Genomic DNA, 17,298 nt, shown 5'->3' with positions numbered 1-17,298 from the left:
CGCGACCGCGACCAGCAGACTTATAAGGTCTGCGGAATCTCTATCTTGACCTCGAGCACCTCGAGGTCGTCCTGGCGCTCGAGACTCACGCGGATGTCGTCGTCGGAAATCCGCACATACTTTGAAATCACGGCGACCAGTTCGCGTTGCAACGCAGGCAGATAATCGGCGGGAGCATGACCGCCGGCGCGCTCGTGCGCGATGATCAACTGCAGGCGTTCCTTCGCTACCGACGCGGATTTCTTCTTCTCGCCCAGCAAAAACGAAAGAATCGACATAACGTGCGCTCCCCTTACTTGGTGCCGAAGAGGCGCTGCAGCAGCCCGGGCTTCTGGTAATCGGTAAAGCGAAGCGATTTCTGCTCGCCGAGAAAACGCGATACGACGTCTTTATAAGCTTCGGCCACGTCGGTGCCGTCGAGATGCACTGCAGGCAGACCCTGATTCGACGCGTGCAGCACCGCTTCGGATTCCGGGATCACGCCGATCAGGTCGATGCGCAGGATTTCCTGGATGTCGGTCAGCGACAGCATCTCGCCTTCGCTCACGCGCTTCGGGTTGTAGCGCGTGATCAGCAGGTGCTCCTTGATCGGCTCCTTGCCTTCAATCGCGCGCTTGGTTTTCGACGACAGGATGCCGAGAATGCGGTCCGAGTCTCGCACCGACGACACTTCCGGGTTCGTCACGATGAGCGCTTCGTCTGCAAAATGCATGGCGAGGAGCGCGCCGGATTCGATACCGGCCGGCGAGTCGCACACGATGTATTCGAAGTCCATCGCGATCAGGTCGTTGATGACCTTTTCGACGCCTTCCATGGTCAGCGCGTCTTTGTCACGCGTTTGCGAGGCCGGCAGAATGAAGAGGTTCTCGCACTTCTTGTCCTTGATCAGCGCCTGGTTCAGATTGGCTTCGCCCTGAATGACGTTGATCAGGTCGTACACGACGCGGCGCTCACAGCCCATGATGAGATCGAGATTGCGCAGACCGACGTCGAAGTCGATCACGGCGGTCTTGCTGCCACGCAATGCGAGGGCCGATGCAAAACTCGCGCTCGTGGTCGTCTTGCCCACGCCACCTTTGCCCGATGTCACCACAATGATTTTTGCCATTACCCTTACCTTGTGTTCGTCAAATTCGTCAATTATGTGCGGCCATATTTCGCCCCCGACGCCGCGCGCCGTCAACGTTCGGCGCAGCGGATCCGGCAGCGCTTACGTGAGCCGCAATGGTTCGATCATCAACTTTTCGTCTTCGAGCCAGATCTGCACCGGCTTGCCGAGCACATCGGCCGGCAGCGGGTTCTCGGTCGTCCGATAGATGCCCGCGATCGAGATGAGTTCCGGTTCGAGACACGTGCAGAAAATGCGCGCGTCGTGATTGCCTTGCACGCCTGCGAGCGCACGGCCGCGCAACGGTGCATAGATATGGATGTTGCCTTCAGCGATAACTTCCGCGCCGTAGCTCACGAGCCCGAGCACGACGAGATCGCCCTTTGCGTAGATGCGCTGACCCGAGCGCAGCGGCTTTTCCACCACCATGGTTTGCGAAGACGTGGCAAGACGCACCGGCTCGGCGGCCGGCGCAGGCGCGGGCTCAACCGATGCGGGTGCGGCCGTCTGATTCGCAGGCGCCGTGCTTGTGCCTGCGGTTGTGCCTGAGTTCGCACCTGAGTTTGCTGCGTCGGCCAAGTCCGCCGCCGATGCGCCCGCGGCTTCTTCGTCAGCCGATTTTGCGGAGGCGCCGCGGCGGTCGCGCGCTTCGAGCAACGGCAGCGCCGACTCCGCAGCCCACGACTGCTGCGTGTCGGCGACCACGCCAACGGGACGCATGCGCACGCTCTCGAGCAACTGCGCGATCTCGGCGAGCGGCACGCGTTCGTTGCCGGCGAGCCGGCGCACGTCTATCGCGACGACGTCGTTAGCGAAAAATTCGGGGGTCGCCTCGAAGCGCCGGGTCAGCTCGGCACGCATGGCATCGAGGTCGGTTGTCTTGACCACAAACAGGAGCGTGTCGACGGAACCGCTGCGGAGTTCGAAAAAGGGCGATTTCTTGGGCGACATAACGTTCGGCAAAAATTTTGCGTATTTTACAGGCGTCCGCGCGCGCGGCGAGATTTTTTGCCGGACAACGAGCGGCTGGATGTTCAGATGTGCCTGCGCGGAAACGATCGAACCGCGCGGCACATGAACGGGCGAGGCGGGAACGCTGCTGGAATGCGGACGGAAATGCGGATGAAAATGCAGATGGCGATGCGGACAGCGACGCGGACGGGAATTCGAAACAGGCGGCGGACGGTTGCGCTACTCGGCAGTTCACTGGTCGACTGCTGTCGACGTGGACGGCACGTGGCGAACCAGCAGACTTTCGACCTGCTCTGGCGCACGCGCGACGCGCCGATGTTCGCCGGTCGGCCCGAAACCGAGCGCTTCGTAAAAGCGCATCGCGTTGCGATTCGAGTCGGCGACCCATGCGTAGATTTCCGCCGCGCCCTCGTTGGCAAGCCAGCCGCTAGCCGTATCGACCAGCAACTCTCCACCGCGCAGATGCCGGACCGCAGGCGCGACCCACAGTTCGCACACGAACGCGCGGCGCTCATCGGCTTCTTCGAAGTGCGCTTCGACCAGTCCGGCCGGATGACCCTCGGTGTAGAGAATGAAAGTGCTGATGGCGGCAGAAACCGCGTGTTCCGCGGCGACGGCGTCAAAGCTCGCGGCGTCCGCGGACAATGCGTCTTCTAGCGTTGCGCCGAACGCATAGGGCGCCTCACGCAGGGACGCTGTACGAAGTTCGCGAAAAACGGCGCCCTGATCAGCGGTGATACGGCGAACGGTCAGTGACGGACTCATGCAGACGAAAACCCCTTGAAACCTTAAGCCGTAGCTTTAACCGAACCGGCGCGAGAGTCAATTCATTCTTTGACGGGCGATCTTATCGCGCAAGCCGGTTCACGCAAAGCGCGCAGGCAACCCCGAGCATTTCGCGCGCCCGGCGCCTGGCGACTGGCGCCATACCCGTCGACGTCATGCGCAGCGCGTTTGCCTCACGGTGCTGCGTAGCCGCCGGTGCCGTCCGGCCAGGGCGTGAGGAGTTCGTAGCCGTCGTCGGTGACCGCGATCATGTGTTCCCACTGCGCAGACAGCGAGCGGTCTTTCGTGACCACCGTCCAGCCGTCGCGCAATACCGTGGTACCGGCGCGGCCCGCGTTGATCATCGGCTCGATCGTGAAGACCATGCCGGGCTTCAGACGTATGCCTTGCCCCGGCTGGCCGTAATGCAAAACCTGCGGGTCTTCGTGATAAACCTTGCCGATGCCGTGGCCACAGTAGTCGCGCACGATCGAAAAACCATCGCGTTGCGCGACCTTCTGGATCGCGTGGCCGACATCGCCAAGCGTCGCTCCCGGCTTCACTTCGCGAATGCCCGCAAGCATTGCCTCATAGGTCGTGTCGACCAGTTGACGAGCCACCGTGCTCGGCTGGCCGACGCAATACATGCGGCTCGTGTCGCCGAAGTAGCCGTCTTTGATGATTGCCACGTCGATATTGATGATGTCGCCGTCTTTCAGCACTTCGCTGCGGTTCGGAATGCCGTGGCAAACCACCTGATTGACCGAGGTGCACACCGTCTTTGGAAAACCCAGATAACCGACGTTGGCCGGAATCGACTTTTGCGTGTTGACGATGTAGTCATTGCACAGTGCGTCCAGCTCGTCGGTGGAGACACCGGCCTTCACGTGCTCGGCGATCATGGCCAGCACGTCGGCCGCAAGGCGGCCAGAGATACGCAGCTTGGCAATGTCGTCAGGAGTCTTGTAGGTAATGGCCATGTATTCGGTCGATGGGTTCGCAGGTAGGTCGATATTCAATCGAACGGCCAATTGTACAGAGGATCGGCGCGGGGGCCGGGCAAAGCGGGGAAGAGGATGATGAGTCAGCGGGTTGACGACTCAGCGGCAGGTGGAATTCCCCGCGCGCAGCGATAAGTTAGCATCGCTTATGAATGCCAGACTCATATCCGACGTCAGAACGACGGATCATTTGACACGCCGAAACGAAAACAGGCCCCGAAGGGCCTGTTTTCTGAATCTGGCGGAAAGGGTGAGATTCGAACTCACGGTACCCCTAAAGGTACACCGGATTTCGAGTCCGGCGCATTCGACCACTCTGCCACCTTTCCGTGTTTTCCGACTTGCCACAACGAGGCGGTTTTGCCAGATCCAAGCGGGTCGCTGCTTGGGAGAGAAAGATTATAGAACAGCTGATCTGGATTTCCAAGTACCTCGCCGAAAAAATTTCGACGAATCCCGGCGATCAAATCACGCGGTTGGCGTCCACCCGACGCGAATCAGGCCGCCTGCACTTCCAGCCGCTCGACGCCGCCAAGGTATGGCCGCAGCGCCGCCGGCACCGTCACGGAGCCATCGGCGTTCTGGAAGTTCTCGAGCACGGCCACGAGCGTGCGTCCCACCGCGAGACCCGAACCGTTCAGCGTATGAACGAGTTCCGGCTTGCCTTGCGCGTTCCGGTAGCGCGCCTGCATCCGGCGAGCCTGGAACGACTCCGTGTTCGAACAGCTCGAAATTTCGCGATAGGTGTTCTGCGCCGGCAACCAGACTTCGAGGTCGTAAGTCTTGGTCGCCGAGAAGCCCATGTCGCCCGTGCACAGCGTGATCACGCGGTACGGCAATTCCAGCTTTTGCAGAATCGTCTCGGCGTGGCCGACCATCTGCTCCAATGCGTCATACGACGTTTCCGGCGCCACGATCTGCACCATTTCAACCTTGTCGAACTGATGCTGACGGATCATGCCGCGCGTGTCGCGCCCATACGAGCCCGCCTCCGAACGGAAGCACGGTGAATGGGCGGTCAGCTTGATCGGCAATGCGCCCGCTTCGACGATGCTGTCGCGCACCGTGTTCGTCAGCGAAATTTCCGACGTGGAGATCAGATACTGCGTGACCGTGTTTTCGCCGCCGCCCTTCTCGACGCGGAACATGTCGTCGGCGAACTTGGGCAGCTGGCCGGTGCCGTACAGGATTTCCGGATTCACGATATACGGCGTGTAAATCTCCGTATAGCCATGCTGCTGCGTGTGCGTGTCGATCATGAACTGCGCGAGCGCACGATGCAGCCGTGCAATCTGCCCACGCAGCATCGTGAAGCGCGCGCCCGACAGCTTGGCGCCGGTCTCGAAATCGAGGCCGAGCGGCGCGCCGACATCCACGTGATCCTTGGCTTCGAAATCGAACTGACGCGGCGTGCCCCAGCGGCGTACCTCGACGTTGTCCGCTTCGTCGCGTCCTGTCGGCACGCTCTCATGCGGAAGATTCGGCACGCCAAGCAGTAGATCCGACAGACGTTTTTGAATGTCGTCGAGCTTTGCCGCCGACGCCTTCATCTCGTCGCCGATGCCGCCGACTTCCGCCATCACGGCCGAAGTGTCCTCGCCCCGCCCTTTCATCGCGCCGATCTGCTTCGACAGGCTGTTGCGGCGCGCCTGCAGTTCTTCGGTGCGAGTCTGGGTGTCGCGGCGTTCCGCTTCGAGCGCGGTAAAGGCCGCCACGTCGAGGGTATAGCCGCGGTCGGCGAGGCGCTTCGCGACGCCGTCGAGGTCTTTGCGCAGCAACTGGATGTCGAGCATGGGATGGGGCGGTATTCGTTGTATGAAGGTGGGATTTTAGCGCACCGGCGGCACCGGACAGGCTCAACTCTTCTTGGGCTTGTTCTCGTTGCGCCACTGCGCGTCGAGTTCGGCAAGACGCGCCATCTTGTCGCCTATCTTGCCTTCGAGGCCGCGCGGCGTCGGCGTGTACCAATGCGGATCGCGCATGTTCTCGGGCAAATACGTCTCGCCGGCCGCGTATGCATCCGGTTCATCGTGTGCGTAGCGATATTCGTGGCCGTAGCCGAGCTCCTTCATGAGCTTGGTCGGCGCGTTTCGCAGATGCACCGGCACGCCGCGCGACTTGTCCTTGCTCACGAAGCGGCGCGCCTCGTTGTACGCGTTGTAGCCGGCATTCGACTTCGGCGCGACGGCCAGGTAGATGATCGCCTGCGCGAGCGCCAGTTCGCCCTCGGGCGTGCCGAGTCGCTCGTAGGTCTCGGCGGCGTCGAGCGCAATGCGCGCGGCGCGCGGGTCGGCCAGACCGATGTCCTCCCACGCCATCCGGACGATGCGGCGCGCCAGATAGCGCGGGTCCGCGCCGCCGTCGAGCATGCGGCAGAACCAGTAGAGCGCGCCGTCCGGGCTGCTGCCGCGCACCGACTTATGCAACGCGCTGATCTGGTCGTAGAAAGCGTCGCCGCCCTTGTCGAAGCGGCGCAGATTCTCGGCGAGCGCGCTGCCGAGCAATGCGCCGTCGATCTCCGTGGTCTTCTGCTGCGAAGCCGCGCGCGCGACGATCTCAAGGTTGTTTAGCAGCTTGCGGCCGTCGCCGTCGGCGGAACCGATCAGCGCATCGCGCGCTTCGTCGGTAAACGTCAAGCCGCCGAGTTCCTGTTGCGCGCGCTCGAGCAGTTCGCCCAACTCTTCCTCGGTGAGACTTTTGAGCACGTAGACGGCCGCGCGCGACAGCAACGCGCTGTTCACTTCGAACGACGGATTCTCCGTAGTCGCGCCGATGAACACGAAGAGCCCCGACTCGACATGCGGCAAGAACGCGTCTTGCTGACTCTTGTTGAAGCGATGCACTTCGTCGACGAACACTAGCGTCTGATGCCCGTTCGCGCGATGAATCTGCGCGGTCTCGACCGCCTCGCGAATATCCTTCACGCCGGACAGCACCGCCGACAACGCGATGAATTCCGCGTGAAACGCGTCGGCCATGAGCCGCGCGAGCGTGGTCTTGCCGACGCCCGGCGGGCCCCAGAGGATCATCGAATGCGCTTCACCGGATTCGAATGCGACCCGCAGCGGCTTGTTCGGGCCGAGCAGATGCTTCTGACCGATTACTTCGTCGATATTGCGGGGCCGCAGGCGTTCGGCGAGCGGAACATTGGCACGGGTTTCTTCGAACATGACGTTTTGGGGATAATCTCGGCTTTTCCGGACGCGGCCCGCACGATGGACCGTGTGATGATCGGCCTGAAGGCGGCATGCTGCCGGACGAGAGCGCAAAACCCGCACGAGCAAGGCGCGAGGCGTGGGAAACGTCCTGCATTATGACAGTGACCGCGCGAGGACGAGCGGCGCGCATTCTGAACATGCACGCTGACTCGCATACAAGAGCAACCGGAACAGCAACAGCAACACGACTCAGGGACAAGACCCGATGGCACAAGATCCACTCGCCGGCGACGCCGGTTCCACCTACGCGCCGCTCACGCCGGTCCCCGACGCGCGCCGCGCCTTCCGTACCGGCGACGCGTTCGCGCTCTGGTTTTCGCTCGGCATCGGCCTGCTGGTCGCGCAAGCCGGCGCGCTGCTAGTGCCGGGGCTGTCGCTGCCGCACGCGCTGCTGGCCATCGTGATCGGCAGCGCGATCGGCGTGGTTCTGCTCGCGCTCGCGGGCGTGATCGGCACGGACACCGGGCTCGCGGCGATGTCCTCGCTGCGTCCGACGCTCGGCGTGCGCGGCGCGTCGGTGCCGGCTGTGCTGAACGCGGTGCAACTGGTCGGCTGGGGTTCGTTCGAAGTCATTGTCATGCGCGATTCCGCCGACGCTCTTGCCAAGCAGGCATTCGGTCTTTCCATGCCGCTCGTCTGGACCATCATCTTCGGCTTGCTCGCGACGCTGCTCGCAATCAGCGGCCCGCTCTCGTTCGTGCGGCGCTTTTTGCGCACGTGGGGCATCTGGCTGCTGCTCGCCGGCGCGGCATGGCTCACATGGAGCCTGCTCGCGCAGCACGATCTGAGCGCGATGATGCGCCGCCCCGGCACTGGCGAGATGTCGTTCGGCGGCGCTATCGACCTCGTGGTGGCGATGCCGCTTTCCTGGTTACCGTTGATCGCGGACTACACGCGCTTCGGCCGCCGCGCCGGCGACACGTTCCGCGGCACGCTGCTCGGCTATGGCATCGCGAACATCTGGTTCTATGCATTGGGCGCGATCTACGGTCTGGCCGCCGGTGGCGGCGACGCGCTGCTGACAAGCGCGCTTGCGCAAGCCGGCGGCGGGCTTGCGTTGCTGCTCATTCTGATCGACGAAGTGGACAACGCATTCGCCGACATTCATTCAGCGGCGGTGTCGACGGGCACCTTCTGGGCGCGCGGCAGTGTGCCTATGCTGTCGGCGGCGTTCGGCGCGCTGTGCACATTGATCGCGCTGCTTATACCGATGGCGAAGTATCAGAACTTCCTTCTGTTGATCGGCTCGGTGTTCGCGCCGCTTTTCGGTGTGGTGCTGGTCGATCACTTCATCGTGCGCAAGCGCCGTATAGAAGCCGCCATGCTCGCCGACGTACGCGGCCGTTACGGCTTCTCGGGCGGCTGGCATCTGAGCGCGTTCATTGCGTGGGCGATCGGCATTGCCGCTTATCAGGCGATCAACCAATGGCTGCCTAACCTCGGCGCGACGCTGCCCGCGCTGGTGATCGGCGCGGTGTGTTATCTCGCGTTCGTGTCGACGCGTAAAACCGCGTACGCGTGAGCGGCTCAATGCGCCGTAATTGAAGAAAAGGCCTGCATTTGCAGGCCTTTTCTGTTGCATCCGCCGCGCATCGCAGCGGATGGCGACCAAGCTCAGCGAGCAGCAGTCCGGTACTCGACGCCCGGCAGCACGCACAACAACTCGAACGCGAGGTTCGCGGCGAGCAGCGCCGTCGTGCCAAACGGATCGTACGGCGGCGCCACCTCCACCAGATCGCATCCGACGATATTCAAGCCGCGCGCGCCGCGAATGATTTCGAGCGCCTGCGGCACGGTCAGTCCGGCAATTTCAGGCGTGCCGGTGCCGGGCGCAAAGGCCGGGTCGATACCGTCGATGTCGAACGTGATATAGACCGGGCCGTCGCCCATGCGCTCGCGCACGCGCGCCATTAGCGGCGCAAGCGACTGGTTCCAGCATGCCTCGGCCTGCACGACGTCGAAGCCCTGATCGCGGCACCAGTCGAAATCTTCTGCCGCGTAGCCCGTGCCGCGCAGACCGATTTGCACGACGCGCTCGCAGTCGAGCAGCCCCTCTTCGACCGCGCGACGAAACGGCGTGCCGTGGGCAATTTTCTCGCCCATCATCGTGTCGTTGACGTCGGCGTGGGCGTCGACGTGAATCAGGCCAACCTTGCCGTGCTTGCGATGAATCGCCCGCAAAATAGGCAACGCGATGGTGTGATCGCCGCCAAGGGTGACCGGCTTGCAATCGTGCTGAAGTATCTCGTCGTAAGCGGTTTCGATCCGGGCGATCGAATCGTGCAGGTTGTACGGATTGATCGCGACGTCACCCAGATCGGCCACGCGCAGAGAATCGAATGGCGCCGCGCGCGTTGCCATGTTGTAAGGGCGCAGCAGCACCGATTCGCTGCGAATCTGGCGCGGTCCGAAGCGCGCGCCAGTGCGGTTGGACGTGCCCAGGTCGAACGGCACGCCGACGAAACATGCGTCGAATCCCTCCGCCGAGCCCACGTTCGGCAGGCGCATCATCGTGGCAATGCCGCCAGAGCGCGGCATTGCATTGCCGGACAGCGGCTGCGGCCGTTCACCGGCTTCAGGAGAAATGAAAGAAGAAGTATTCATCGTGGCTCGGCAATGGAAAGGAGACGCAGCTTTTCGGAATCTGAGAACCGGCTATATTGCGTGCGCTCATGCGTTCCGAAGGCACTCCGAACGCCTGAAAGCCGGGTGAATCTCCATTCTTGAGCACTTCCCGTCAACTTAAAATAGCCGCGCAGTAACCTTTACATCGATCTGCGGCGATGTATCCTGACGCATGTTCTCTCAACTAACCGACCTCGATTTACGACTCATCCGCGTGTTCCTTGCGATCGTCGACGCGGGCGGCGTCTCGTCGGCCCAGGCCACGCTCAACGTCGGCCAGTCGACCATCAGCACGCAACTCGCCACGCTCGAAACGCGCCTCGGGTATCGGCTGTGCGAACGCGGCCGCGGTGGCTTTCGGCTGAGCGCGCGCGGCGAACAGTTCGCCGACGCGGCTCGCGCGCTGCTCGGTGCCGTCGACAGCTTCGGCATGCAGGCGCGCAATGTCGGACGCAAGCTCGTGGGCACCCTCGACATCGGCATGATCGGACACACGCCCGTATCGGCAAGTGCGCGCATTAGCAACGCGATCGGCCGGTTTCGCTTGCGCGATCAGTCGGTGCGATTTTCGATTCTGGTGCGCTCACCCGGCGAGCTCGAAGAGTTACTGCTCAATGGGCGGATTCAGGTGGGCATCGGGTATTTCTGGCATCGCGTGCCGTCGCTCGAATACACCGAGGTGTTTGCCGAAGACCAGTTCGCGTATTGCGCGAAAGGACATCCGCTGTTTGCTTCAGCGGGTGGCGTGTCGCCCGAGCAAGCTGCGACGCACGAATGGGCGTGGCGCAGCTATCCGTTGCCCGAAGCCGAAAGTTCGACCACGCCGCACAACGTCACCGCGGTCGCGGACAACATGGAAGCGGTCGCGATGCTCGTGCTATCCGGGCATCACCTCGGCTACCTGCCCGGGCACTTCGCGGCGCCGTTCGTCGAGCAAGGACTGCTCGCCGCGTTGAACCCGGAGCTAATGCGCTATCGCGTCGCGTTTCATATGGTCACGCGGACGCGGCAGCATAGAACGGACATTGTCGAAGCGTTCATCGACGATATGAAGGCAGCCCATGCCGTCGAAGCGAAAGCGTAGCGCGGTCGCTGCGTTGTACCGGTAATAAAAAAGCCGCGCGTTCAGCGCGGCTTCTCTCGCAAACATCAATGCACGGCGAGCGGTTAGCCGTTGATCACGTCAGCGCCTTTCGGCACGGTAAATTTGAACGCATCCGCGGGCAGCGGCGGATTCTTCTGGATGTTCGAGAAGGTCAGCAACGTCACGTTGCCGAATACGTCGTGCAATTCCATTGCTTGCAGATTGCCGTCCTTGAAGCCGATGCCCACGCGCTGAAATTGCGTGTCTTTCGCTTTCGGCGTGAGTTCGAGCCAGTCGATGCCAGCCTTGACACCCGCATCGCGCAACGTGAAGTTCTTGTCCAGATCGTTGCTGCCGAACAGGATTGCCGCCGGGCTCGCACCGAGCGCGCCGCCGAGGCTTCTCACCGTCACCTGGTTCAGATCCTTGTCGTACACGTAAAGCTTGTCGCCGTCCGCCTGCAGCAATTGCGAGTAGGGTTTTTCGTATTGCCAGATGAACTTGCCGGGACGCGCGAACGTGAATGTTCCGCTCGACGTACCGTTCTTGCCGCCGCCCGTGGTGGACAGCACGCCGCTTGCGCCGCTCGCTGCTTGCGCCTTGCTGGGCGCGCGTACTTCCTGCTGCACGAAGGTGCCGCGCGCCGAGTGAACCTGCGCGACGAACGCCTTCAATTGCTCTGTGCCGCTCGCGAACGCCTGCGAAGCGACGAGCATCGTCGCGCCGATCGCGGCTGTACCGACGCCGCGTGCGATTGCCCGGGCGAACCGGCCGACGCTGCTGGATGCATGCTGCTGCACAAATAGCTGCATATGATTTTTCTCCCTTGATTTGAATTCGTTGAGCGACTGCTTTGTCTGGCCTTGATTGACTCTGATCGGCTCTGATTGCGGCGCATCGACATGAGCAGTGTTTGCCGATGGCCGTGAGCACAACGTGACGCTTGCTGTGCGAGGCTCGGGGTGAACGCATGAGACTTCGGTCCCTGCGGTCTGTTGCGCTGAGCCTCAAACCGAGCTTAGGCAGGCAGGCTTAAACGAGCCTTAGAAGTCGGCGTCGAAGAGGACCCTGAACCTGGTTCTTCGCGGCGGATCTTTGAAGCGGACCTTTGAAGCGGACCTTTGAAGCGGACCTTTGATGTCCACATTGAAAGCGGACGTTCAAAGCCGACCATGAAGCAGGCCGCTGCAGCCATTGGGACCACGCCTCAGAAGCCCATCCGCGAAGCAGGCCCGGCAAGCGGAAAAAACTTCCCGCCATAACGCCTACTCCGCCTCTCGCGCCGGTGCCAGAATTTCGCGATTACCGTTCGACGACATCGCCGACACCACGCCTGAATTTTCCATTTGCTCCAGCAGGCGCGCCGCGCGGTTATAGCCGATGCGCAAATGCCGCTGCACCAGTGAAATCGACGCGCGCTTGTTTTTCAGCACCACGTCCACTGCCTGATCGTAGAGCGGATCTGATTCGCCGTCGCCTGATCCACCCGCTCCGGCGCCCGCCGAGCCCTCGTCGCCCTCACCGGTCACGCCGCCTTCGAGAATGCCTTCGATATAGTTCGGCTCGCCCTGCTCCTTGAGCTTGTCGACGACGCGGTGCACTTCTTCGTCCGACACGAACGCGCCGTGCACGCGGACCGGCAAGCCGCTGCCCGGCGGCAGGTAGAGCATGTCGCCCATACCGAGCAGCGATTCCGCGCCCTGCTGGTCGAGAATCGTGCGCGAGTCGATTTTTGACGACACCTGGAACGCCATCCGCGTCGGCACGTTAGCCTTGATGAGCCCGGTAATCACGTCGACCGACGGACGCTGCGTGGCGAGAATCAAGTGAATGCCGGCGGCGCGCGCCTTTTGTGCAATTCGCGCGATCAGTTCCTCGACCTTCTTGCCGACCACCATCATCAGGTCTGCCAGTTCGTCGATCACGACGACGATGTTGGGCAGGCGCGTGAGCGGCTCCGGTTCGTCCGGGGTGAGGCTGAATGGGTTCGGCAGCTTTTCTTCGCGCTTGGCGGCTTCGTCGATCTTGTTGTTGTAGCCGGCGAGGTTACGCACGCCGAGCTTGCTCATCAGCTTGTAGCGCCGCTCCATTTCGGCGACCGCCCAGTTCAGCGCGTGACCCGCCTGACGCATGTCGGTCACCACCGGACAGAGCAGATGCGGAATGCCTTCGTAGACGCTCATTTCGAGCATCTTCGGATCGATCAGGATCATGCGGACCTGGTCGGCGCTCGCCTTGTAGAGCAGCGACAGGATCATTGCGTTGATACCGACCGACTTGCCCGAACCGGTCGTACCCGCGACGAGCAGGTGAGGCATCTTCGCGAGGTCCGCGCATACGGGCTTGCCGCCGATATCCTTGCCGAGCCCCATGGTGAGCGGCGATGCGGCGTCCGCATACACCGCCGAGCCGAGAATTTCGGACAGGCTCACGGTCTGGCGGCGCTGATTCGGCAGTTCGAGCGCCATGAAATTCTTGCCCGGAATCGTCTCGACGACGCGGATCGATACCAGCGACAGCGAACGCGCGAGGTCTTTTGCGAGATTCACGATCTGGCTGCCCTTCACGCCAGTGGCCGGTTCGATCTCGTAGCGCGTGACGACCGGACCCGGATACGCGGCGACGACGCTCACCTCGACGCCAAAGTCCTTGAGCTTTTTCTCGATCAGACGCGAGGTGAATTCGAGCGTATCCGCCGAGATGGTTTCCTGCGCGGCGGGCGCCGGATCGAGCAGCGAGATAGGCGGCAGCGTGGAATCGCCGGGCAGATCGGTGAAAAGCGGCACTTGCCGTTCTTTCTCGACCCGCTCCGACTTGGCGGGCGTGACGACCGGCGGCACGATCACGACGGGCTCGTGCTCCTCGATACGCACGCGGCCCTTCTCGACCTTACCTTCGCGCTTCACCGCCGCGGCTTCGCCCAGCTTGCGGTCGCGGCCCGCCTCGCGGCGCAGCTTCGCGAAGGTCACAGCCGAAATGATGGACTCCCCGAGCTTCTCCGACACCGACAGCCACGAAAACCGGAAATACAACGACAAGCCAATGCCGAGCACGATCAGCAGCGCGAGGGTGCCCCCCGTGAAACCGAGCGCATGCGACACGCCGCGCGCGACCGCTTCGCCGATCACGCCACCAGGCGCGCGCGGCAATTGCACCTTGAGCGACCACATACGCAGCGCCTCGATGCCGTCGCAGGCAAGCAGCACGAGCATGAACGCAAAGGCGTCCGCGAGCCAGCTGGCATCGCGCGGCGCGTCTTCCTGCAACTCTTCGTGACGGGTGATGCGCTTGTAGTTCGCGGAGATATGGCGGCCGAGCAGCACGATCCACCAGTAAGCGGAGAGGCCGAACAGCAGCAGCAGAATGTCCGAGGTCCACGCGCCTACGCGGCCCGCCCAGTTGGCGATGTGATCCACCTGCGCGGCGTGCGTCCAGCTCGGATCGCGCCGGCTGTAGCTGACGAGCGCCATCAGCAGGAAAACGCCGAGCGCGACCTGCAGAATCCAGCGGATTTCGGTGAAGAGACGCGACATGCGGTGCGGCAATGCCTGCGCGCTCGCGGTATAAGGAGCTTTTGCCATTGATCCTGTTGCTTGTGTGGCCGATCCGGTGTGGCGGGGCGCAGCCGAGCCGCGCTGGACGCGGCTGCGGGCGCGACACCGGCGACCCGAAACTTCGATCCGGCCTATTGTAAACGCAGTGCCCCGCGCGAGGCTGTAAATGACGGTAACCTGGCCGATTGGCCACACGCAGGCGTCCCAATCAACGCGCGACCGGCTCGAGAGCACGCGCTATGGGCTATCGCCGCGATCAGAAAGCTTCATGGAGCAGCCCGCCGCCCCGCCCTTTATAATGCCCGACTGATACCCATCTACAGTTTCAGCCAAGTCGCGCAGCCTCGCATGGGCGAGCAGCGCGCCGTAAAAGGATTCGATCATGCCCGCAACTTCCACGAAACACGCCAAGGTTCTGATTCTCGGTTCCGGTCCCGCCGGTTACACGGCAGCGGTCTACGCGGCGCGCGCGAACCTCGCGCCGGTGCTCGTCACGGGTCTCGCGCAAGGCGGCCAGCTGATGACCACGACCGACGTGGAGAACTGGCCCGCCGACGCCAACGGCGTGCAAGGCCCGGAACTGATGGCACGCTTTCTGGAGCACGCTGAGCGCTTCAACACCGAAATCATCTTCGACCACATTCACACGGCCAAGCTGAACGAAAAGCCGATCCGCCTGATCGGCGATTCGGGCGAATACACGTGCGACTCGCTGATCATCTCGACGGGCGCGTCGGCGCAATATCTCGGCCTGCCGTCAGAAGAAGCGTTCATGGGCAAGGGCGTGTCGGCCTGCGCCACCTGCGACGGCTTCTTCTACAAGCAACAACATGTGGCCGTGATCGGCGGCGGCAATACCGCCGTCGAAGAAGCGCTGTATCTGTCGGGCATCGCGAAGAAGGTCACGGTGATCCACCGTCGCGACAAGTTCCGCGCCGAGCCGATCCTGATCGACCGCCTGCTCGCCAAAGAGAAGGAAGGCGTCGTCGAGATCAAGTGGAACCATACGCTCGACGAAGTCACGGGCGACCAATCCGGCGTAACCGGCTTGCGCATCAAGCACACGCAGACTGGCGAGACGACCGACATCGCGTTGCAGGGCCTGTTCGTCGCGATCGGCCACAAGCCGAACACGGACATCTTCGAAGGCCAACTGGAGATGAAGAACGGCTACATCATCACGAAGGGCGGCCTGAACGGCTTCGCAACCGCTACCAGCGTGCCGGGCGTGTTCGCCGCCGGCGACGTGCAGGACCACGTGTATCGTCAGGCCATCACGAGCGCAGGCACCGGCTGTATGGCAGCGCTCGACGCGCAACGCTATCTGGAAACCATCAACGAGATGGCCGGCGAGCACGCAATGAGCCAGGAAGCGGAGCGTTGATCGGCTGCGTCTCTTCGCGAACGCAACGGTAAAATGGCGGCTGGGCCTTGCCCGGCCGCTCGCTCGATCAAAGGCCGCGGCTCCCCAGCCAGCGGCCTTTTGCATTCAGAGCTGCGCCACGGCCATGCAAGACGCCGCTTGATCTACCTTCGATCGATTCTCGATCGACTCATTTTCCGCGTGTATTGCCGCTATGCCCAAGAACCAGCCTCACCCGAACGAGCCCAAGCGTGCCAGCGCCGCCGCGCGACCCGCGCCGGAACCGGCGGCCTCCGCCGCCAGGCCGGCAATCGAGCCGGCTGCGGGTCTGGCGGGCCTAGGCGCGCTGCGCGATGCGTTGAAGGTCGACAGCGAGCGGCGCGAGCGTGAACGCGCAGCCGCGGCGGCTGCACAGCGCGAAGCGGCTGCAGACGCCAATCTGTTTCGCCGCGAAATCGGTGAAGTCGCGCCGCTCGCGGTGCCACCGCGCGCATCGTTGCCGCGCAATCCTCCGCCGCCGCTGCCGGTGCAAACCCGGCTCGACGAAGAAGCCGTGCTGCACGAAGCGATTTCCGACGAGTTCGACCCCGAGGTCTTGCTCGACACTGACGAAACGCTCTCCTATTGCCGCCCGGGCGTGAGCCAGGAAGTCGTGCGAAAACTGCGGCGCGGCGACTGGATCGTGCAGGCTCAGATCGACCTGCACGGAATGCGGCGCGAGGAAGCGCGCGAGGCTCTGGCTGAGTTCATCCGCGAATCGGTAAAGCGCGGCTTGCGCTGCCTGCGCGTGATTCACGGCAAGGGTTTGGGCTCGATCGGCAAGGAACCCGTGCTCAAGGGCAAAGTGCGCGCGTGGCTCGTGCAGAAGAGCGAAGTGATCGCGTTTTGCCAGGCACGTCCGCATGACGGCGGCGCAGGCGCTGTGGTCGTGCTGCTGCAGCCGGGCGCTACGCCGGCTCACGCAAGAGCTTTGGCGGAGCCACGGTGATCCATCCCAGGCTGACGCTCGCGCTGACCTTCATGGAGGCGCTGGCGATTTTCGCGTACGCCATCTCCGGTTTTATCGAGGCCAAGACCCGTCGGCTCGACGCCGTGGGCACCTTTCTCGTCGCCATCGCCACCGCGTTTGGAGGCGGCACACTGCGCGACGTCCTGCTCGAGCGCCGTCCGTTCTATTGGGTCGAGCATCAGGAATATCTGATCGCGATTTTCGCGATGTCGCTGTTCGCCCCCACACTGCTGAAAGCCACCTCGCGCCTGCTGTCCGAGCGCGTACTGCTGGTGGCCGACGCGATCGGCCTCGGGCTTTTCAGCATTGCCGGGACCTCGATCGCGCACGACGCCCAGATGCCGTGGTTCACGTCCGTGCTGATGGGCGTGGCAACGGGCGTGTTCGGCGGCGTGATCCGCGACGTGCTGTGCAACGAAGTGCCGTTGATCCTGCGCGACTCGCGGCCGTACGCGACATGCGCTTTTGTCGGCTGCTGGCTGTATGTGCTGCTGGATTATGTGAATTTCGACACCGTGTATAGCGTGCTGATCGCCACCGCGTTTATTCTGCTGTCGCGGCTCGCCACCTTCCGGTTCAACGTGCGATTGCCGCATTAG

Annotated in this window: 16 protein-coding genes and 1 tRNA gene; 5 read left to right on the top strand and 12 right to left on the bottom strand. The window is 62.9% G+C overall.

Going from position 1 to position 17,298, the window contains the following annotated elements; genetic code table 11:
- Positions 1–20: 20 nt before the first annotated feature.
- The 8 genes from minE to J2W46_RS14145 form a co-directional block, all read right to left on the bottom strand.
- Positions 21–278: a cell division topological specificity factor MinE gene (minE, locus tag J2W46_RS14180; protein ID WP_020065213.1), complete on the bottom strand. Its 258-nt coding sequence runs from the start codon at positions 276–278 to the stop codon at positions 21–23.
- A gap of 14 nt (positions 279–292) precedes the next feature.
- The gene (minD, locus tag J2W46_RS14175) at positions 293–1,108 is read right to left on the bottom strand and encodes a septum site-determining protein MinD (RefSeq protein WP_007175863.1); all 816 of its coding nucleotides are present in this window, start codon (positions 1,106–1,108) and stop codon (positions 293–295) included.
- A 102-nt stretch (positions 1,109–1,210) separates the two neighbouring features.
- Positions 1,211–2,059 (bottom strand): septum site-determining protein MinC, encoded by an 849-nt coding sequence (gene minC / locus J2W46_RS14170; RefSeq protein ID WP_310354481.1) that lies wholly within the window; start codon positions 2,057–2,059, stop codon positions 1,211–1,213.
- A 252-nt stretch (positions 2,060–2,311) separates the two neighbouring features.
- Entirely contained in the window at positions 2,312–2,845 is a 534-nt protein-coding gene (locus J2W46_RS14165; protein WP_310354479.1) for a GNAT family N-acetyltransferase, read from the bottom strand.
- A gap of 194 nt (positions 2,846–3,039) precedes the next feature.
- On the bottom strand, positions 3,040–3,825 hold the full coding sequence (gene map / locus J2W46_RS14160; RefSeq protein ID WP_288823699.1) for a type I methionyl aminopeptidase: 786 nt from the start codon (positions 3,823–3,825) through the stop codon (positions 3,040–3,042).
- A 260-nt stretch (positions 3,826–4,085) separates the two neighbouring features.
- Positions 4,086–4,175: transfer RNA gene (locus J2W46_RS14155), tRNA-Ser, on the bottom strand.
- Between the two features lie 168 nt (positions 4,176–4,343).
- Positions 4,344–5,639 (bottom strand): serine--tRNA ligase, encoded by a 1,296-nt coding sequence (gene serS / locus J2W46_RS14150; protein WP_310354477.1) that lies wholly within the window; start codon positions 5,637–5,639, stop codon positions 4,344–4,346.
- A gap of 63 nt (positions 5,640–5,702) precedes the next feature.
- Entirely contained in the window at positions 5,703–7,016 is a 1,314-nt protein-coding gene (locus tag J2W46_RS14145; protein ID WP_020065207.1) for a replication-associated recombination protein A, read from the bottom strand.
- Between the two features lie 253 nt (positions 7,017–7,269).
- On the opposite strand from J2W46_RS14145, the gene cytX reads away from it, so the two are divergent.
- Positions 7,270–8,586: a putative hydroxymethylpyrimidine transporter CytX gene (cytX, locus tag J2W46_RS14140; RefSeq protein ID WP_310354475.1), complete on the top strand. Its 1,317-nt coding sequence runs from the start codon at positions 7,270–7,272 to the stop codon at positions 8,584–8,586.
- Between the two features lie 92 nt (positions 8,587–8,678).
- On the opposite strand, the gene speB is transcribed toward cytX, so the two are convergent.
- Positions 8,679–9,668 (bottom strand): agmatinase, encoded by a 990-nt coding sequence (gene speB, locus J2W46_RS14135; protein ID WP_310354473.1) that lies wholly within the window; start codon positions 9,666–9,668, stop codon positions 8,679–8,681.
- A gap of 193 nt (positions 9,669–9,861) precedes the next feature.
- On the opposite strand from speB, the gene J2W46_RS14130 reads away from it, so the two are divergent.
- Entirely contained in the window at positions 9,862–10,773 is a 912-nt protein-coding gene (locus tag J2W46_RS14130; protein ID WP_310354472.1) for a LysR family transcriptional regulator, read from the top strand.
- 83 nt (positions 10,774–10,856) lie between these two features.
- Here the strand turns inward: J2W46_RS14130 and lolA are convergent, their stop codons facing one another.
- From lolA to J2W46_RS14115, 3 genes are all read right to left on the bottom strand, one after another.
- Complete coding sequence (gene lolA / locus J2W46_RS14125; RefSeq protein ID WP_087751350.1) at positions 10,857–11,585, bottom strand: outer membrane lipoprotein chaperone LolA; 729 nt, start codon at positions 11,583–11,585, stop codon at positions 10,857–10,859.
- Positions 11,586–12,038: 453 nt separating this feature from the next.
- Positions 12,039–14,354: a DNA translocase FtsK gene (locus J2W46_RS14120; protein ID WP_310354469.1), complete on the bottom strand. Its 2,316-nt coding sequence runs from the start codon at positions 14,352–14,354 to the stop codon at positions 12,039–12,041.
- Between the two features lie 210 nt (positions 14,355–14,564).
- On the bottom strand, positions 14,565–14,711 hold the full coding sequence (locus J2W46_RS14115) for a hypothetical protein (protein WP_310354467.1): 147 nt from the start codon (positions 14,709–14,711) through the stop codon (positions 14,565–14,567).
- Here J2W46_RS14115 and trxB point away from each other — a divergent pair.
- The 3 genes from trxB (at position 14,710) to J2W46_RS14100 (ending at position 17,298) form a co-directional block, all read left to right on the top strand.
- Positions 14,710–15,711 (top strand): thioredoxin-disulfide reductase, encoded by a 1,002-nt coding sequence (trxB, locus tag J2W46_RS14110; RefSeq protein WP_020065201.1) that lies wholly within the window; start codon positions 14,710–14,712, stop codon positions 15,709–15,711. The two genes, J2W46_RS14115 and trxB, sit on opposite strands and share 2 nt — an antisense overlap.
- Positions 15,712–15,904: 193 nt before the next feature.
- Positions 15,905–16,678 carry a Smr/MutS family protein gene (locus J2W46_RS14105; RefSeq protein WP_310354465.1) on the top strand — a complete coding sequence of 258 codons (774 nt, stop codon included), beginning with the start codon at positions 15,905–15,907 and terminating at the stop codon, positions 16,676–16,678.
- A complete protein-coding gene (locus J2W46_RS14100; protein WP_027804182.1) occupies positions 16,678–17,298 on the top strand; it encodes a trimeric intracellular cation channel family protein in 621 nt (206 codons plus the stop codon). The genes J2W46_RS14105 and J2W46_RS14100 overlap by 1 nt, the downstream gene beginning before the upstream one ends.

Origin of the sequence: Paraburkholderia strydomiana (genome assembly GCF_031456815.1) — a bacterium.
Lineage (GTDB): Bacteria > Pseudomonadota > Gammaproteobacteria > Burkholderiales > Burkholderiaceae > Paraburkholderia > Paraburkholderia caledonica.
This window is presented reverse-complemented; position numbering and strand designations above follow the sequence as displayed.